Origin of the sequence: Phaeovibrio sulfidiphilus (genome assembly GCF_014861485.1) — a bacterium.
In the GTDB taxonomy this organism is placed as follows: Bacteria; Pseudomonadota; Alphaproteobacteria; order Rhodospirillales; family Rhodospirillaceae; genus Phaeovibrio; species Phaeovibrio sulfidiphilus.
This window is the reverse complement of sequence record NZ_JACZHT010000002.1, coordinates 192,895-208,913: the sequence shown is the minus strand read 5'-3', so window position 1 is coordinate 208,913 and position 16,019 is coordinate 192,895. Positions and strand designations below refer to the sequence as shown.

Genomic DNA, 16,019 nt, shown 5'->3' with positions numbered 1-16,019 from the left:
CTGAAGCTGTGCGGACACAAACGTGGGCAATATCAGAAGAAATGCCTGCGGTATTTTTCCTCGAGACGGTCCAGCGCAACAATAACGAAGACATCTGTTGTGTTGAACTGCCGGTCGATGACGGCCCCGTCCCCGAAGAACCCGCCCACGTTCAGGTAGCCCTTGATGAGCGGCGGCAGGGAGACCACCACGCCGCGGGTGTCAATGGCCTCGGGGGGAAGGAGATCCATGGGCTGGTACAGCTCGGGAAGGGCGCGCACCCGAAGCGCGCCCGGCGCCAGGTGACGGTGGTACAGGTAGGACAGCTGGGGCGCCAGAACCGACGGGTCCGTGCCGTACAGGCTGGCGCACCCGAACAGAAGCGACACGTCGTGGCGGCGCACATAGGCCGCCAGTCCGCGCCAGAGCATCTGCATGGTCGCCCGGTTCCGGTGGGTCGGGGCGACACAGGACCGCCCCAACTCCATGATATTTCCGGAAAAATCCAGGACCGGCGTGATGTCGTACTCGGACGCGCTGTAGAAGCGGCCGATTCGCTCCATCGGCTCGCGCCGGAGCATGCGGTAGCACCCGACGACCCGCCCGTGGGGTGGATCGAGATCATAGTCCAGCACAAGGAGATGATCGGCAACCGGATCGAAAACATCGAAATCCTGCCCGCGCAGGGCCATCTCCGCGGTCGGGGTTGCCCCCATCTCCTCGTAGAAGACCTGATAGCGCAGGGACTGGACCGCCTGCAGTTCGGCGTCCGTATTCGCAAGCCCCACCCCAAGCGAACCCGCTGGAAGAACGCCCAGATTGTCCATCATCACTTCCCGGAACGAGAGGGAGCCGACTTACTCCGACTCTTTCGACGCGAGCGGAACGCCATACAGGGCAAGGGTATGCCCAATAAGACGGAAGCCCATCTTCTCGGCGATTTCCTTCCGGATACGATCGATCTCGTCACTCTGGAACTCGATGATCTTGCCGGTTTTCACGTCAATCAGGTGATCGTGCTGGCCCTCATCGGATATTTTCTCGTAGCGCGCACGCCCGTCCCGGAAGTCATGCCGCTCCAGCACGCCGGCCTCCTCGAAGAGGCGGACGGTGCGGTACACGGTGGCGATGGAGATGCGGTCATCAAGGAGCGAGGCGCGACGGTAGACCTCCTCCACATCGGGGTGATCCTTGGCTTCTGCAAAAACCCGCGCGATCACCCTTCGCTGTTCAGTCATCTTGATGCCCTGATCAAGGCACCGCTTTTCGATGTTCGTTATCATGCGGGGGATCTCTTCCTAAAAAATGATGCAGCACCGGGCCGCAAGCATACCCGCATTCCGGCCCGAAAGGCAAAGAGGTCATTCAGCCCCCCGGCCACCTGGCCTCCGCCCGTCACTCGGGGGCGGGAAACGGCTCCGCGGGGCCACGGGGGCCCCGCATCACAGCCCGGAACGCGTCGGTCCCGCGGGAGTCTAGCCCTGGCGGGTCGTGCGAGTCCCGAGACCGATCTTCTTCGCCAGCTCGGAGCGTCGGACGGCGTAGTTCGGGGCCACCATCGGGTAATCCGGCGACAGACCCCAGCGCTCGCGATACTCTTCCGGCGTCATGTTGTAGGCCGTCTTCAGGTGACGCTTCAGCATCTTGAGCTTTTTGCCGTCCTCAAGACAGATGATGTAGTCCGGGGTCACCGACTTGCGGATGGGAACGGCCGGCTGGGGACGTTCCTCAACCTCAACGGGCGGACTGGACAGCGCCACCAGAGACCTGTGGACAGACACGACGAGATCAGGAAGCTCGGATACAGCCACCGTATTATTGCCGACATAGGAGGCGACAATTTGAGCCGTGCACTGAATCAGATCTTTTTGCGGCATGGGATTGGACATAAACTCACCTTCATTGAAAAAGGAGCCTGGCATTTCGAGTATAAGTATACTTCACTTTTTTGAAAACCGTAAAGACCAAAAAAACTCCCTTTTTGCTCCGCGAGGACAGCATTCCGAAGCAACCGGGATGACAAAATCTTGAACACAAATCCGAGTGGCATGGACAGGAATTAAAATTACTTCCAATGTGCACCGCTTCCCGTTAACCGTTTTTCCGTTCAAAATCACAAACACGGGCTGCGAAATACCGTCCTTTGTCTTGACCGGGGCCACCCAAAGGCCTGTTCCCGCGCGATTCTCCCTACCAACGAATATCGGTCCGACTGTGCACCCCGCGGTAACTCGCTTACAGCGAGTGCTTCGGGCATGACAATAACGCCATAAAAAAAGTGTCATGGGCACTGAAAAGAAGTCGGGCGGCAAAGCCCCGCGCGCCCAATGCTGCGCCCGGTCCGCATCCAAACGAAACGCGCCCCCTCCCCCAAAGCGGGAGTCACGGGACGGACCATCCGCGACTCCGGCGGCGATCCGGACCGAGGGCGTGCGGTCCGCCCCCCCCTGATACCGAAGCCGCTGGCGGAGGTGCCACCGCGCCCGCAGTCCCCGAGCCCACACCCCGCCCCCCCCCTCCCGCCCGCCCCGTCCGGGAACGGCGACCTGCGGGGACGGCGACCTGCGGGGAGGGTCACAAAGCGGCAGAACGCTCCCGCGGCGAAGGTGCACGGGGACGGGGCGTGTCCGGACACACAGCCGGGCGGGATCAGGAGGCCGGGAGACCGGGACGAAACGAGACCCGCCCTTACCCCGGGACGCAACAGAGCCCGCCTGTGCAGGTGCAGGTGGGCCCGGAACGGAGCAGCGGGAACGCCCCCGCGCGTCACCGGTATGGCGCGGACACCGGGAAACGCCCCACAAAAGAGAGAACCGCGCAACAGCCCGGGCACCGGACCCGGCCAACGCCCCCTTCCTGGAACAGGGCAGCCGCCGCACACAGCCCGAAAAAAAGTGGCCCTGCACAGCTGTCAGGGCCACCCGATGTCTCACGTCTGATGCGTGATCCTAGCGCTTCAGAAGGGCGCCGAGGACAGCGAAGGGGCTGTCCGGATCCGGCTCGCGCTCACGCGGAGCCGGTGCGCTGGAGAAGCTGGACGGCTTGCGCCCGGCCCTGGCACCGTCGTGCGCTCCGGGCTTGCCCCGCTTGCGACCGTCGCCCGGACCTTTGCGGCCCTCGTCCCGGTCCCGCCGGGGACGGCCCGCGTCGCCCTCCTTGCGGGGACGGGCATCACCGCGCTCGCCCTGGGCGTCCGCCTGCGGACCGCGCCGGCGGTTCCCGCGCTCGGGACGGTCTTTCGAGACGCCACGGCGCTTGGGCCGAACAAACAGGGAGCCGTCCTCCATCCGCGTCCGGTAGCCCAGAAGCTGGAGGACGATCTCGCCGTCCTCGATATCGATGCCCAGCTGGGGAAGGATATCCTTGGAGAAAACCACCTCTCCCGGGCGGGGGACCGCGGGGGTCCGCACGGGCGCGTCCGCACCCTCAGCGGCACCTTCCGTACCCTCAGCGGTACCTTCGGCACCTTCCGCGGTCGGAGCCGCAGCCTCGGGCGCGTCGGCACGGGCGGCGTCGGCCGAGCCGTCCGGCCCCTCCGCAGCCAGCGGAACCGCATCCGCATCCCCGGACGGGCCGGCGGGTTCCTGGGGCACCGCGCCCGCGCCATCACCGGAGTCCGGGGTGGCCTCGGACGCCTCAGCGGAGGCCGGGACCGCAGCCCCCTCCCCGGCGGCTGCGTCCGCAGACACCCCATCCGTGGCCGGCGCGGCGGCGTCCGCCTTGCGGGCCTCGTTGGTCTCGCGGATCAGGCGGCGCACGTCGGCGGCAAAGCGCTCGAGCATGTCAACGCGAATGGCCTTGGTCCCCATGAGCCGGTAGCCCATGGCAAGGTAAAAGCTCTCCGGAACATCCGGGGCGGCGACGAAGGACACGCGCCCGTCCGGCGGAAGGGCGCCCCCCGGGTTTCCGTTGTGGATCCGCCACAGGGTCGCCAGAAGGGACTGGGCCGTAGGCTTCAGAAGCCCCGGCACAAACAGGCAGCCGACGCCAAGCCGGACGCGAAGGCGCCCCAGGGCCCGGCGGTCCTCCTCGGTCAGCGCACGGACCATCTGGTCAACCTGGTCCTCGCCCTGGCCCCGCAGCAAGGTGCCCAGGTTCTCGAGGATCTGGTAGACCAGCCCGCGGGCCACACCCGAGAGGTCGGCCTTGCGCATCTCCGCAAGCGGCTCGAGGCGCGAGGCAAACTGGCGCTCGAACCAGGCATTGAGATGCTCCAGGAGCTTCTGCTGCCCGGGCTCGCCCAGGAACGGGTTGTCGTCGGCGACGAGAACCGGCTCCAGAGGCGTGGGCCCCTTGCCCAGGTGGCCCACCTCATCACCGCGCCAGAGAATGCGGCCGTTCGCGTCCAGGGAGAAGACGGCATCGTCATCTCCCAGAAGACGCCCGAGACGCCGCTGGATCTCGGCCTCCAGCGCAGGTCGCGCCGCGGTCAGGAGCATCTGGTCTTTTTCCGGAGAACCGGTCGGCGCCGGCGAACGAAACGCGAGTCCCTCGAGTCGACCGAACTCGTCTTTCTCGACCAGGACCCGTCCGTCGGCGGCCAGGATTTCGACATCAGGCATTGTACATTCCTTCAGGCGGCGCATGAGCACGGACATGCACCGGTCCACAAACCTCTGGGTCAGGCGCTCGTGCAGGGCGTCCGAGAGCCGGTCTTCGATTGAGCGCGTCAGTCCCTGCCAGTGGGCGGAGTCCTTCAGCCATCCACTCTGGTGCGCAATATACGTCCAGACGCGAATGGCGGCAATGCGGTCTACGAGAGTGTGGATGTCACCATCGGTTCGGTCAACCCTGCGCACACGCCCGGCGACAAAATCGTCGTCGAGACGCCCACCGGGTGCCGAAAGACCGGTAAAAACCTGCATCTGCAGGCGGGTATGGGACTGGCTGCGCAGTCTCCGGAAGTCCGGAATGCGACAGACATCCCACAAAAGGGCGACCGAGGACGGCGACGACGCGCGCGCCGCAATCTCCGAATCGCCCGAAAGCAGTTCAAGGGCCGCCTGATCCCCGGCGGTGGGAGCCCGCACAAGGCCGGGCTCGGGCGGGGGCCGGTTCAGGGACTTCAGAAGCGACTCGACAGAACGAAAATCCAGAACGCTGTTCCGCCAGAAAATCCGCTGCTGGGGAGCAAAGGTGTGGCTCTCCACCCGCTCGATCACATCCTCGGGGATGGGGCGGGCCCCGGCGGTGGTCCCGAAGGTGCCGTCCTTGCGGTAGCGCCCGGCGCGCCCGGCGATCTGGGCGACCTCCTGGGCGGTCAGGGACCGGACATCGGTGCCGTCGAATTTTTCCAGGGCCCCGAAGGCCACATGGTCGATGTCCATGTTCAGGCCCATGCCGATGGCGTCCGTGGCCACCAGGTAGTCCACCTGGCCCGACTGGTAGAGCTCCACCTGGGCGTTGCGGGTCCGGGGGGACAGGGCCCCCATGACGACGGCGGCGCCCCCGCTCTGGCGGCGGAACATCTCGGCAAGCGCATAGACCTCGTCGGCGGAGAACGCCACCACCGCCGAGCGGCGCGGAAGGCGTGTCACGCGGTTGGCCCCGGTATAGGACAGGCGGGAGAACCGGGTCCGGGTGTCAAAGGTGCAGCCCGGAACCAGGCGGCGGATCAGGCCCGCCATGCTCTCGGCGCCCAGGAACATGGTTTCCCCGGTGCCCCGGGCGTTGAGCAGCCGGTCGGTGAAGATGTGGCCCCGCTCGGGATCGCCGCACAGCTGGATCTCGTCGATGGCGAGGAACTCCACGCTCCGGTTCACGGGCATGCTCTCGACGGTGCACACGAAGTAGCGGGCTCTGGGGGGGAGGATCTTCTCCTCGCCGGTGATCAGGGCAACGGCCCCGGCGCCCACAAGGCGCACGGCCCGGTCATAGTTCTCCCGGGCAAGCAAACGGAGCGGAAAGCCGATCATACCCGAGGCATGAGCCAGCATCCGCTCCATGGCAAGATAGGTTTTACCTGTGTTGGTCGGACCAAGAACGGCGCAGACGCGCGACACCATGCCGGGAAGCCCCTGAACTGCTCGCTGTCGCGCGCCCGTTTGCCCGGATCAGCGTGTAGCGCTTCGATACTCTTCCCTGCGCTTTTCCACAAGATCCTTGAGCTGACGCTCCATGGCCGTGAAGGCATCGCGCAAGGCGACGGAGATGTCCTCGTGCTCCTTCAGCTGGCCGGGATCGTCGCCGAGAGCCGAGCGCGAGACGAGATCCTCGCCCGGAAGGGAAATGGTGACGGTGATCAGGAAGGGCTTGCCACGCCGGTTCTGCTGCGAGGGGTTCTTGTGGTGATACTCCACCACGACACGGGCAGCAGTGATGTTTTTGGTGAACTGCTCCAGTTTGGTGAGTTTGGTCTGAATACGCTCTTCAATGGCGTCGGAACGATCGAGTCCGAGAAAGACGATCTGGGCAGGTGTCTGCATAAACACTCTCCTCTTAGGAGGTCGGTACAAGGGGCCTAGACCCTCCTATAGCGAACTCTTTTTTGGCGTCCGGGTCAAGTGTTACGGGGATTTTTATTTTTTTTTCAAGTCTCAGGAGGGCGTTCCCGCAGGGGATGCACCCCCGCCGGAGGGGCCCCGGAGTCCGGGCGCGCGGACCGCTACCGACGCACACCGGATACCCGGGGCGGGCCAATTGGGGGACGGTCCGGCCCCGGGTCGAGGGGACGGGGCGCCAGCACAAAGCCGGGCTGGAAAACCACGCTCCGAAGGTCTCGCGCAGGGCCTGCGCGTGGCACGCATCCGCTCCGGGGAGCGGGCGACAAGGGGACGCCAGGAACACGGGCCCGCCCCCCCCGGAGACCGGGCGCGGCCGGACACTGCGCCCCAAACGGCCCGGCCGGCTCAGCCGGGCCGCGATCCGGCCCCGGCGCCTGCCCCTGTTCCCGTCCCTGTCCCGGGCAGTGTCCCGGCCCCGGGCCCGGTGGCCGTGCGCATCATCACCACCGCCACAAGCACGGAACCAGCCAGGAAGACCGCCCCGCAGTAGCCCACATTCGCAAGCCCGAGGGTGTTGATCACCACCCCGCCCAGAAGGGCTCCGGACCCGATTCCCACGTTGAAGATGGCCGAGAACATGGCCATGGCCACGTCGGTCGCGTCGCTGGCGAGCGCCATGATCCGCAACTGGAGCGCCAGCATCACGATGGTGACGCACACACCCCAGATCACGGACAGGGCCAGAATGCCGCTCAGGCTCGTGGCGAAGGGCTTGATAAGGGCCAGACACACCCCCACCAGGGCCAGGGGCACAATCATCATGGTCCGGGGCCACAGGGGCGTCAGGCGCGCGTTGGCATAGCCCCCGAAGATCCCCGCCAGCCCGAAGGCGAACAGGATCAGGACCACGGTCTTGTCCCCGTAGCCGCCGATTTCCTGGCTGAAGGGCTCGATGTAGGTGAAGGTCTGGAAGTCCCCGGTGATGGCAAGGGCCGTCAGCAGGTAGCACAGCATCAGTTGGGGGCGCATCAGAAGGTGGGGCAGGCTCCTGAGGGAACCCGCGTTGGTGGCCGGCAGGCGCGGCAGCAGCACCGCAAGGATGACCAGCACGCACGCGGCCGCAAGCCCCACGACCAGGAACGCCGTCTGCCAGTGGAAGGTTTTCCCCAGAACGGTCCCGATGGGAATGCCCAGAATGCTGGCCAGCGAGGTTCCCACCACGATCACTGCAAGCCCGTAGGCCTTCTTGCCCTCGGGGGCGAGGCGGGCCGCAAGGGGCGTGGTGATGGCCCAGAACACCGAGTGCGCAAGGGCAATGCCCACCCGGGAGGCCACCAGCATCCAGTACTCGCTGGCGACGGCGGCCAGGCCGTGGGCCCCGATGAACAGCACCAGAAGCGACAGCAGCAGCTTCCGGCGCTCGATCCGGGCGGCAAGGAGTGTCAGGGGCAGGGACGCAAGGGCCACAAGCCAGGCGTAGCCGGTCAGCAGAAGGCCGACCTCACTTTCCGTCTTGTGGAAGTCCCGGGCGATGTTGGTGAGCAGGCCGACCGGAAGGAACTCGGTCGTCACGAAAATGAAGGTGGCGCAGCTCAGGCTGACAACCGGAAGCCAGGCTTTCCAGCTGGTGGTCTGTGGGGAGGACATTTTTTCACCGCAGGTGGACGAGACAGGCTCCGGCGCTCCCGAACCCAGCCGGCGCGCTGCCCGAATCAGAAAAAAGAACAAGCCGCCGGAACCTTCAGCATCCCGACGGCCTGTGCCACAAAAGCGCAAAAAGGTAGGTCAAAACCCGCCCCGGTTCAAGACGGAAGGCAGGGCGTCCGGCAGATCCTCGGCGATCAGGGCAACGCCGGACGGGGCGGCACACGCGGCCTCCCCGTGGAGCCACACCCCCGCGCAGGCGGCGCAGAAGGGCGCAAGGCCCCGGGCCAGAAGGCCCACGACCAGCCCCGAAAGGACATCCCCGCTTCCCGCCGTGGCCAGGGAGGGGGGCGCATTCCCCGACAGGGCCGCCCGGCCGTCCGGCGCGGCGATAACCGTGTCGGGCCCCTTCAGGACCACCACGGCCCCGAGCGCGTTCGCCGCCCGCCGGGCCTGCTCGAGCCGCCCGCGGGCGCTCAGGACCGCCAGCCCCTCGGGACCGGCAAACAGGCGGCGGAACTCGCCCTCGTGGGGCGTGATCACACACCCGCCCCGCAGGGCCCGGGCCAGCTCGCTGGAGCGCCCCTCCAGGGACGAGAGCGCATCCGCATCCAAAACCAGGGACAGGCCGCTGCGGGCCAGAAAAAGGGCCTCGGCGGCGGTCCGGTCCGACCGGCCCCGCCCGGGACCGTGCAGGAACCCGGTGCGCCGGGGATCCTCGAGAAGCTCCGCGAAGGGACGGGCCCCCTCCAGGGTCCGGATCAGGGCGCCGGGCTCGTCTCCCGCCAGGGGAGCACGAATCGCCTCCTCGCCCGCAAGGGTCACAAGGCCCGCACCCACACGGCGGGCCGCCCGGGCCGCAAGGCGCGCCGCGCCGGTCATGGGCCCCGCAATGATGGTGGCGTGCCCCCGGGTGTACTTGTGGCGATCCGGGCCCTGCACCGGCACGGCCCAAAGACCGGGCGCATTGTAGAACGTGTTCGGACGGACCTGGGACACCAGCGCATCGGGGATGCCGATATCAACGACGCACACCTCGCCGCACAGGCCCCGCCCGGGGTAGAGGACATGCCCCGGCCTTGGCTGGGCGAAGGTCACGGTGAGACGGCAGCGGGGCGCGTGGCCCCGGACGGCGCCCGTATCGCCCTCCACCCCGGAGGGCATGTCGAGGGCCACACAGTCCGCGCCCGAGCGGTCAAGGGCCCGAACCACATCCAAAGCCACACCCGACAGATCCCGCGACAGCCCCGCCCCGAACAGGGCATCCACCACCAGGTCATCCGGGTCCAGGGCCTCGGGCGTGAGGGGAAGGGTCGGGCCTGTCCAGCGCCGGGCCATCTCGCGCGCGGCCGGGGAGCGGACCTCGCCCAGGGACAGAACCCGCACGGGCCAGCCCCGGCGGGCCAGCTCCCGGGCCACCACAAGGCCGTCGCCCCCGTTGTTGCCCGGCCCCTGGAGAACCGCAACCGGCCTTCTCGAAAACCGTTGGGCGATCAGGACCGCGGCCCCGAACCCGGCCCGGTCCATCATGGAAGCCGGGGACAGGCCGCAGGTCCGGCTGGCCAGATCCTCGGCCAGGGCCATCTCCCGGGAGGTCAGAAGCGGGCGCGAGGTGTCGAAAGGGGCAAACGCAGGACGCTTCATAAAACCGGTTCCTCGTTTAAAGACAGGTCTTTCGTTTGTCGTGCATTTATGTTCTAAAGCGTAGCACCAACCCGAAGCAAAAAGGACTCTTCTTTGCGTGCCGTTGTAATGGGAGCCGGCGTCGTCGGCGTTGCCCAGGCGTGGTACCTTGCCCGCGCGGGGTTCGAGGTCAGCGTGCTGGAGGCGAACGAAGGGCCGGGTCTGGAAACCAGCTTTGCAAACGGCGGACAGATCTCCGCCTGCCACACCCAGCCCTGGGCCTCGCCCGCTGTGGCGCGCCAGGTGCTCGACTGGTTCGGCCGGGATGACGCGCCTTTGGTCATGCACCTGATGCGCGTGGATCCGGCGCTGTGGCACTGGGGCCTCCTGTTCCTGACCAACTGCACCCGGCGCAAGTTCCTCGAGAACATGGAGCGGGCGATTCGCCCCGCCCTCTACTCCCGCAGGCTCCTGGGCGAGCTGCGCCGGGAAACGGGCCTCGAGTACCGGGAGAGCACCGCCGGGATCCTGAAAATCTACCGCTCGGAGCGCGCCTTTGAAGACGGCCTGCGCGCCCTGGACGCCGCCCGCCCCTGGGGGCTGGAGCAGACCGTCCTGACGCCCGAGGCCTGCACCGCCCTGGAGCCCGCCCTCGCCCGGGTGGAGGGGGCCCTTGCGGGAGCGATCCACGCGCCCGGAGACGAGAGCGGTGATGCGTACCGGTTCACAGCCGGTCTGGCCCGGCTGGCCCGGGACCGGGGCGTGCGCTTCCACTTCGGCACCCGGATCCAGAGGCTCGAGAAAACCCGGGGGCGCATCGCCCGGGTCCACACGGACCAGGGGGCGTTCGAGGCCGACATCTATGTGCTGGCGCTGGGGGTGGGCTCGCCCCGTGTGGCCCGCACTGTGGGGCTCCGGCTGCCGGTCTACCCGGTCAAGGGCTACTCGGTCACCCTGCCGGTGGGCGGGGACTCGGTCCACGCGCCCCGGGTCTCCATCACGGACGAGGAGCGCCGCATGGTCTACTCCCGCCTGGGCTCGGACCTTCGCGCGGCGGGCACGGCCGAGTTCTCGGGCGTCAACAAGACCATGGTCCCGGCCCGGGTGGAGCTGATCCGCCGGGAACTGGGGGCCCTGTTCCCCGGAGCGGGGGATCCGGCCAGCGCCACCCCCTGGGTCGGACTGCGCCCCACAACACCGGACAACGCGCCGATCCTGGGGTTTGCCCCCGGAGTGGAAAACCTGCTTCTGAACACGGGGCACGGGACACTGGGATGGACCCAGGCCTGCGGCTGCGCCCGGGTGACCGCCGACCTCGCCGGCTCGAAAACACCGGAAATTTCGCTGGAGGGCCTCGGCGCCTCCCGCTTTGCATTTTAGCCTTGCTCCGAACTCCGGGACAGGGCAGTCTCGTTGTCGGATCCCGTATCTGACACAAGATATAGCGACAGCCTTCATCGTCACGACCAGGGAAAAAGGCGGCATGGAGAACCAAACGCAGACCAGAAAACGCGCCCGCGTGATCGTCGTCGGCAACCAGAAAGGCGGATCGGGAAAATCCACCATCGCGATGCATCTGATCGTCGGGCTGGCCCGGGCCGGCCACGTGGTGGGATCCGTGGACCTGGACGCCGGGCAGGCAACCCTGACGCGCTACCTGGAAAACCGGAAGGCCTTTGCCGACAAGCGCAACATCGAGATGCCGGGCCCCGCCCACGTCCCCCTCGCCCCCAGCGAGAACGTGGAGGCGGACAAGCGCCGCCTCGAGGAGGTCATGCAGGGGTACTACGAGCAGGTTGACACCATCGTCATCGACACCCCCGGCACCGACATTCCCGTGTCGCGTTACGCGCACTCGTTTGCCGACACCCTCGTCACACCGCTGAACGACAGCTTCATCGACCTGGACGTGCTCGCCCGGGTTGACGGCGAGACGCTGAAAATCCTCGGACCCAGCCCCTATGCGGCCGCCATCTGGGAGGCCAAGCAGGCCCGCGCCCAGCGCGACCGGGGCCAGATCGAGTGGATCGTGCTGCGCAACCGCCTGTCCACGCTGGACGCCCGCAACAAGCGGGAGATGGAGGACGCGCTCAACGAGCTGTCCCGGCGGATCGGCTTTCGGGTCATCTCGGGCCTCGCGGAGCGGGTCATCTACCGCGAGCTGTTCCTGAACGGCCTGACCCTTCTTGACCTGCGCGCCCAGGGAACGGGCGTCGACATGAAAATGTCCCACGTGGCAGCCCGAAACGAGATCCGTGGCCTGCTTTCCGCTGTTGGAATTAAGGAATAATGATGTCGAGACGCGTTAGAAAGGCTGTCTTCCCGGTTGCGGGAATGGGCACCCGTTTCCTTCCTGCGACGAAGACCATGCCCAAGGAAATGCTTCCGGTCGTGGACAAGCCCCTGATCCAGTACGCGGTCGAGGAGGCCTCGGACGCTGGAATTGACCACTTCATCTTCATCACGGGCCGCGGAAAGCAGCCCCTTCTTGACCACTTCGACCACATGCCTGAGCTCGAGGCGCTTTTGAAGGAGCGGGGCAACGTCACCATCCTCAACAGCCTTCTGCGGGCCAAGCCCCAGCCGGGCACGATCTACTCCACCCGCCAGCAGCAGCCCCTGGGGCTGGGGCACGCGGTGTGGTGCGCCCGCGCCTTCATCGGCGACGAGCCCTTTGCCGTCCTGCTTCCGGACGACCTGGTCCAGGCCTCCAGCCCCTGCATCGGGCAGTTGATGGACGTTCACCGGGAGACCGGCGGCAACGTGGTGGCCGTGGAGAACGTCGCCCTCGAGGACACCTCGAAATACGGAATCCTGGATGTGGTGGAGGACGATGGCCGCCTGGCACGGGCCAAGGGCCTGGTGGAGAAGCCGGCCTCCAGCGACGCCCCCTCGACCATGGCCATCATCGGCCGCTATGTCCTGGAGCCCGGCATCTTCGATGCCCTCGAGCGGGTCCAGAGGGGCAGCGGCGGCGAGATCCAGCTCACCGACGCCATGAACCACATGATCGGGACCACCCCCATGCACGGCCTGCGCTACGAGGGCCGACGCTACGACTGCGGGGACAAGGTCGGCTTCCTGGAGGCCAACGTGTCCTACGCCCTCAGGCGCCCCGAAATGCGCGCCCGCGTCGAGCGCATGCTGGAGGACATCCTGTCCGGCCTGCGGGAGTAGGCGCCCTGCCCCGCCCCCCAGACTTCCGGATCCCCGCCCGACACGCGCCGGGGGCCGGACCCTGTTGGGCATGCCCCGGTTTTACCTGAGAACAAGGTGATTTTGACATGCGCGTCGCGATGATTGGAACGGGATACGTCGGCCTGGTTTCCGGAGCCTGCTTTTCCGAATTCGGCGTCGAGGTTGTCTGTGTGGACAAGGACGAGGCCAAGATTTCTGCCCTGAGGGACCGCTGTGAGATCCCCATCTACGAACCCGGGCTTGATACCCTGGTCCAGACCAACGCAGCGGCGGGGCGGCTGACCTTCACCACCGACCTGACAGAGGCGGTCCGCAACGCGGACGTGGTGTTCATCGCCGTCGGCACCCCCTCGCGCCGGGGTGACGGGCACGCGGACCTGTCCTACGTGCACGCGGCCGCCCGCGAGATCGCGGCGGCCCTGTCGGGCTACACGGTGGTGGTCAACAAGTCCACGGTGCCGGTGGGCACCGGGCGCGAGGTGGAGCGCATCATCCGCGAGGCCCGGCCCGACGCGGACTTCGACGTGGTCTCCAACCCGGAGTTCCTGCGGGAAGGCTCGGCCATCAACGACTTCATGCGCCCGGACCGGGTGGTGATCGGAACCGACTCCGAACGCGCCCGCGACATCATGCGCCGGCTCTACAGCCCCCTCTACCTGATCGAGAAGCCGATCCTCTTCACCTCCCGGGAGAGCTCCGAGCTGATCAAGTACGCGGCCAACGCCTTCCTGGCCACCAAGATCACCTTCATCAACGAGATCGCGGACCTGTGCGAGAAGGTGGGCGCCAACGTCAATGACATCGCCCGCGGCATCGGACTGGACCGGCGGATCGGCTCGAAGTTCCTGCACCCGGGGCCGGGCTACGGCGGCTCGTGCTTCCCCAAGGACACGGCGGCCCTCATCCGCACCGCCCGGGAGTACGACGCCCCCATCCGCATCGTGGAGACGGTGGCCGAGCTGAACCGCACCCGCAAGCTGGCCATGGCGGACCGCATTGAAGAGGCGCTGGGCGGAACGGCCCAGGACCGGACCATCGCCATCCTGGGCCTGACCTTCAAGCCCGAGACCGACGACATGCGCGACAGCCCCAGCCTGGACATCATCCCGGCGCTTCAGGCCCGCGGCGCTTGCATCCGGGCCTATGACCCGGAGGGCATGAAGGAGGCCGCCCGCCTCTTCACCGACGTGTATTTCGCCACCGACGCCTACGACGCCATGGACGGCGCAGACGTTCTGGTCATCCTGACCGAGTGGAACGAGTTCCGGCAGCTGAACCTGGAGCGGACCCGCGAGCGCCTCAAGGCGCCCCTGATCGTGGACCTGCGCAACGTCTACACCCTTCAGGACATGGAAGAACACGGCTTCCGCTATTATTCCATCGGCCGTCCGGCCATCCACTGAGACACGGTATTTTGCCAGGAGGCATGACAGAACATGTCGCGACGGATTCTCGAAATCGACACCACCCCCTTCGGGGACCAGAAGCCCGGAACCTCCGGACTTCGCAAGAAGGTCACGGTTTTTCAGCAGCCCCACTACCTGGAGAACTTTGTCCAGTCGATTTTCGCCTCCATCGGCGACACCGGGGGGAAAACCCTGGTCCTGGGCGGTGACGGGCGGTTCCACAACCGCACCGCCATCCAGACCATCTTGCGCATGGCGGCCGCCAACGGGTTCGCCCGCGTGGTCGTGGGCCGCGACGGCCTGCTGTCCACCCCGGCCGCCTCGTGCGTGATCCGGGCCCGCGGCGCGTTTGGCGGGATCATCCTGTCCGCCAGCCACAACCCGGCCGGCCGAAACGGTGACTTCGGCATCAAGTACAACATTTCAAACGGCGGCCCGGCTCCGGAAAGCGTGACCGAGGCCATGTACGCGCACTCCCGCACGCTGCGCTCGTACCGCATTCTGGACGAGGGACCGGAAATCGACCTCTCCCAGGAGGGCGAGGCCCATCTGGGCCCCATGACGGTCGAGGTCATCAATCCGGTCACGGACTACGCGGACCTGATGGACACCCTCTTCGACATGGACGCCATCCGCAGGCTTCTGGCCGGCGGCTTCACGATCTGCTTCGACGCCATGCACGCCATCACCGGGCCCTATGCGCGGACGATCCTGGAGGACCGTCTGGGCGCCCCCGAGGGCTCGGTCATCAACGCCATTCCGCTGGAGGACTTCGGCGGCGGCCACCCGGACCCGAACCTGACCTACGCAAAGGACCTGGCGGACCTGATGTTCTCGCCGGACGCTCCGGACTTCGGGGCCGCCAGCGACGGGGACGGCGACCGCAACATGATCCTGGGGCGGGACATGTTCGTGACGCCCTCGGACAGCCTTGCCATCATCCTTGCGAACTCCGCCCACCTTCCGGGCTACCGCGGACGGGTCCGGGGCGTGGCGCGCTCCATGCCCACCTCCATGGCCGCAGACCGGGTGGCCGAGGCCATGGGGCTGAACAGCTTCGAGACCCCCACCGGCTGGAAGTTCTTCGGAACCCTTCTGGATGCGGACCTCGCCACCTTCTGCGGGGAGGAGAGCTTCGGCACCGGATCCGACCACGTGCGGGAAAAGGACGGTCTCTGGGCCGTGCTGGCCTGGCTCAACATCCTGGCCGCCCGGCGCGAGAGCGTCTCCCAGATCGTCCAGGAGCACTGGATGCGCTACGGCCGGACCTACTACACCCGTCACGACTACGAGGAGCTGGATTCCGCCCGGGCCCAGGAGCTGATGGACGAGTTGCGCGGAACCTCCCTGGTGGGAACCGAGTTCGCCGGGCGCCCCGTGGTGCTGCACGACGACTTTTCCTATACGGACCCGGTGGACGGCTCTGTCTCCCACGGCCAGGGCATCCGGATCATCACCGACAACGACGCCCGGCTGGTGGTGCGCCTCTCGGGGACGGGCACCAGCGGCGCGACGCTGCGCCTCTACATGGAGCGCCACGAGCGGGGCCCCTCGAACCTGTTCAACAACGCGCAGACCGTTCTGGGCGAGATGATCTACAGCGCCCGCACGCTGCTTCGCCTGAGGGAGCGCTTCGGCACCGACACGCCGACCGTCATCACCTGACGGGGCCCGTCCCCGTCGCCCCACCCCGGGGCGGCAGCGGCTGAGCGGGCAGACGCCTGTC

12 protein-coding genes are annotated in these 16,019 nt (G+C 67.0%); 5 read left to right on the top strand and 7 right to left on the bottom strand.

Annotated features, from left to right (window positions below; all coding sequences use genetic code 11):
• Nucleotides 1-32: 32 nt before the first annotated feature.
• From IHV25_RS03900 to IHV25_RS03870, 7 genes are all read right to left on the bottom strand, one after another.
• A complete protein-coding gene (locus IHV25_RS03900; RefSeq protein ID WP_338048582.1) occupies nt 33-809 on the bottom strand; it encodes a GNAT family N-acetyltransferase in 777 nt (258 codons plus the stop codon).
• A 27-nt stretch (nt 810-836) separates the two neighbouring features.
• Entirely contained in the window at nt 837-1,262 is a 426-nt protein-coding gene (locus IHV25_RS03895) for a Fur family transcriptional regulator (protein ID WP_192533801.1), read from the bottom strand.
• 192 nt (nt 1,263-1,454) lie between these two features.
• Entirely contained in the window at nt 1,455-1,868 is a 414-nt protein-coding gene (locus tag IHV25_RS03890; RefSeq protein WP_192533800.1) for a Ros/MucR family transcriptional regulator, read from the bottom strand.
• Between the two features lie 1,059 nt (nt 1,869-2,927).
• Entirely contained in the window at nt 2,928-5,984 is a 3,057-nt protein-coding gene (locus IHV25_RS03885) for a helicase-related protein (RefSeq protein WP_192533799.1), read from the bottom strand.
• A gap of 48 nt (nt 5,985-6,032) precedes the next feature.
• Complete coding sequence (locus tag IHV25_RS03880) at nt 6,033-6,404, bottom strand: HPF/RaiA family ribosome-associated protein (RefSeq protein ID WP_192533798.1); 372 nt, start codon at nt 6,402-6,404, stop codon at nt 6,033-6,035.
• Nucleotides 6,405-6,827: 423 nt separating this feature from the next.
• Nucleotides 6,828-8,069 (bottom strand): sugar transporter, encoded by a 1,242-nt coding sequence (locus IHV25_RS03875; RefSeq protein ID WP_192533797.1) that lies wholly within the window; start codon nt 8,067-8,069, stop codon nt 6,828-6,830.
• 138 nt (nt 8,070-8,207) lie between these two features.
• A complete protein-coding gene (locus tag IHV25_RS03870; RefSeq protein WP_192533796.1) occupies nt 8,208-9,710 on the bottom strand; it encodes an NAD(P)H-hydrate dehydratase in 1,503 nt (500 codons plus the stop codon).
• Between the two features lie 93 nt (nt 9,711-9,803).
• Between IHV25_RS03870 and IHV25_RS03865 the strand changes: the two genes are divergently transcribed.
• The 5 genes from IHV25_RS03865 (at nt 9,804) to IHV25_RS03845 (ending at nt 15,958) form a co-directional block, all read left to right on the top strand.
• Nucleotides 9,804-11,069 (top strand): D-amino acid dehydrogenase, encoded by a 1,266-nt coding sequence (locus IHV25_RS03865; protein WP_192533795.1) that lies wholly within the window; start codon nt 9,804-9,806, stop codon nt 11,067-11,069.
• 103 nt (nt 11,070-11,172) lie between these two features.
• Entirely contained in the window at nt 11,173-11,979 is an 807-nt protein-coding gene (locus tag IHV25_RS03860; protein ID WP_192533794.1) for a division plane positioning ATPase MipZ, read from the top strand.
• A 2-nt stretch (nt 11,980-11,981) separates the two neighbouring features.
• Entirely contained in the window at nt 11,982-12,866 is an 885-nt protein-coding gene (gene galU / locus IHV25_RS03855; protein ID WP_192533986.1) for a UTP--glucose-1-phosphate uridylyltransferase GalU, read from the top strand.
• A gap of 107 nt (nt 12,867-12,973) precedes the next feature.
• Entirely contained in the window at nt 12,974-14,290 is a 1,317-nt protein-coding gene (locus IHV25_RS03850) for a UDP-glucose dehydrogenase family protein (RefSeq protein WP_192533793.1), read from the top strand.
• A gap of 33 nt (nt 14,291-14,323) precedes the next feature.
• Complete coding sequence (locus IHV25_RS03845; RefSeq protein ID WP_192533792.1) at nt 14,324-15,958, top strand: alpha-D-glucose phosphate-specific phosphoglucomutase; 1,635 nt, start codon at nt 14,324-14,326, stop codon at nt 15,956-15,958.
• Nucleotides 15,959-16,019: the final 61 nt, after the last annotated feature.

Coding starts and splice junctions, on each gene's coding strand:
- IHV25_RS03900 (WP_338048582.1), bottom strand. CDS start 809: ATGATGGACAATCTGGGCGTTCTTCCAGCGGGTTCGCTTGGGGTGGGG.
- IHV25_RS03895 (WP_192533801.1), bottom strand. CDS start 1,262: ATGATAACGAACATCGAAAAGCGGTGCCTTGATCAGGGCATCAAGATG.
- IHV25_RS03890 (WP_192533800.1), bottom strand. CDS start 1,868: ATGTCCAATCCCATGCCGCAAAAAGATCTGATTCAGTGCACGGCTCAA.
- IHV25_RS03885 (WP_192533799.1), bottom strand. CDS start 5,984: ATGGTGTCGCGCGTCTGCGCCGTTCTTGGTCCGACCAACACAGGTAAA.
- IHV25_RS03880 (WP_192533798.1), bottom strand. CDS start 6,404: ATGCAGACACCTGCCCAGATCGTCTTTCTCGGACTCGATCGTTCCGAC.
- IHV25_RS03875 (WP_192533797.1), bottom strand. CDS start 8,069: ATGTCCTCCCCACAGACCACCAGCTGGAAAGCCTGGCTTCCGGTTGTC.
- IHV25_RS03870 (WP_192533796.1), bottom strand. CDS start 9,710: ATGAAGCGTCCTGCGTTTGCCCCTTTCGACACCTCGCGCCCGCTTCTG.
- IHV25_RS03860 (WP_192533794.1), top strand. CDS start 11,173: ATGGAGAACCAAACGCAGACCAGAAAACGCGCCCGCGTGATCGTCGTC.
- galU (WP_192533986.1), top strand. CDS start 11,982: ATGTCGAGACGCGTTAGAAAGGCTGTCTTCCCGGTTGCGGGAATGGGC.
- IHV25_RS03850 (WP_192533793.1), top strand. CDS start 12,974: ATGCGCGTCGCGATGATTGGAACGGGATACGTCGGCCTGGTTTCCGGA.
- IHV25_RS03845 (WP_192533792.1), top strand. CDS start 14,324: ATGTCGCGACGGATTCTCGAAATCGACACCACCCCCTTCGGGGACCAG.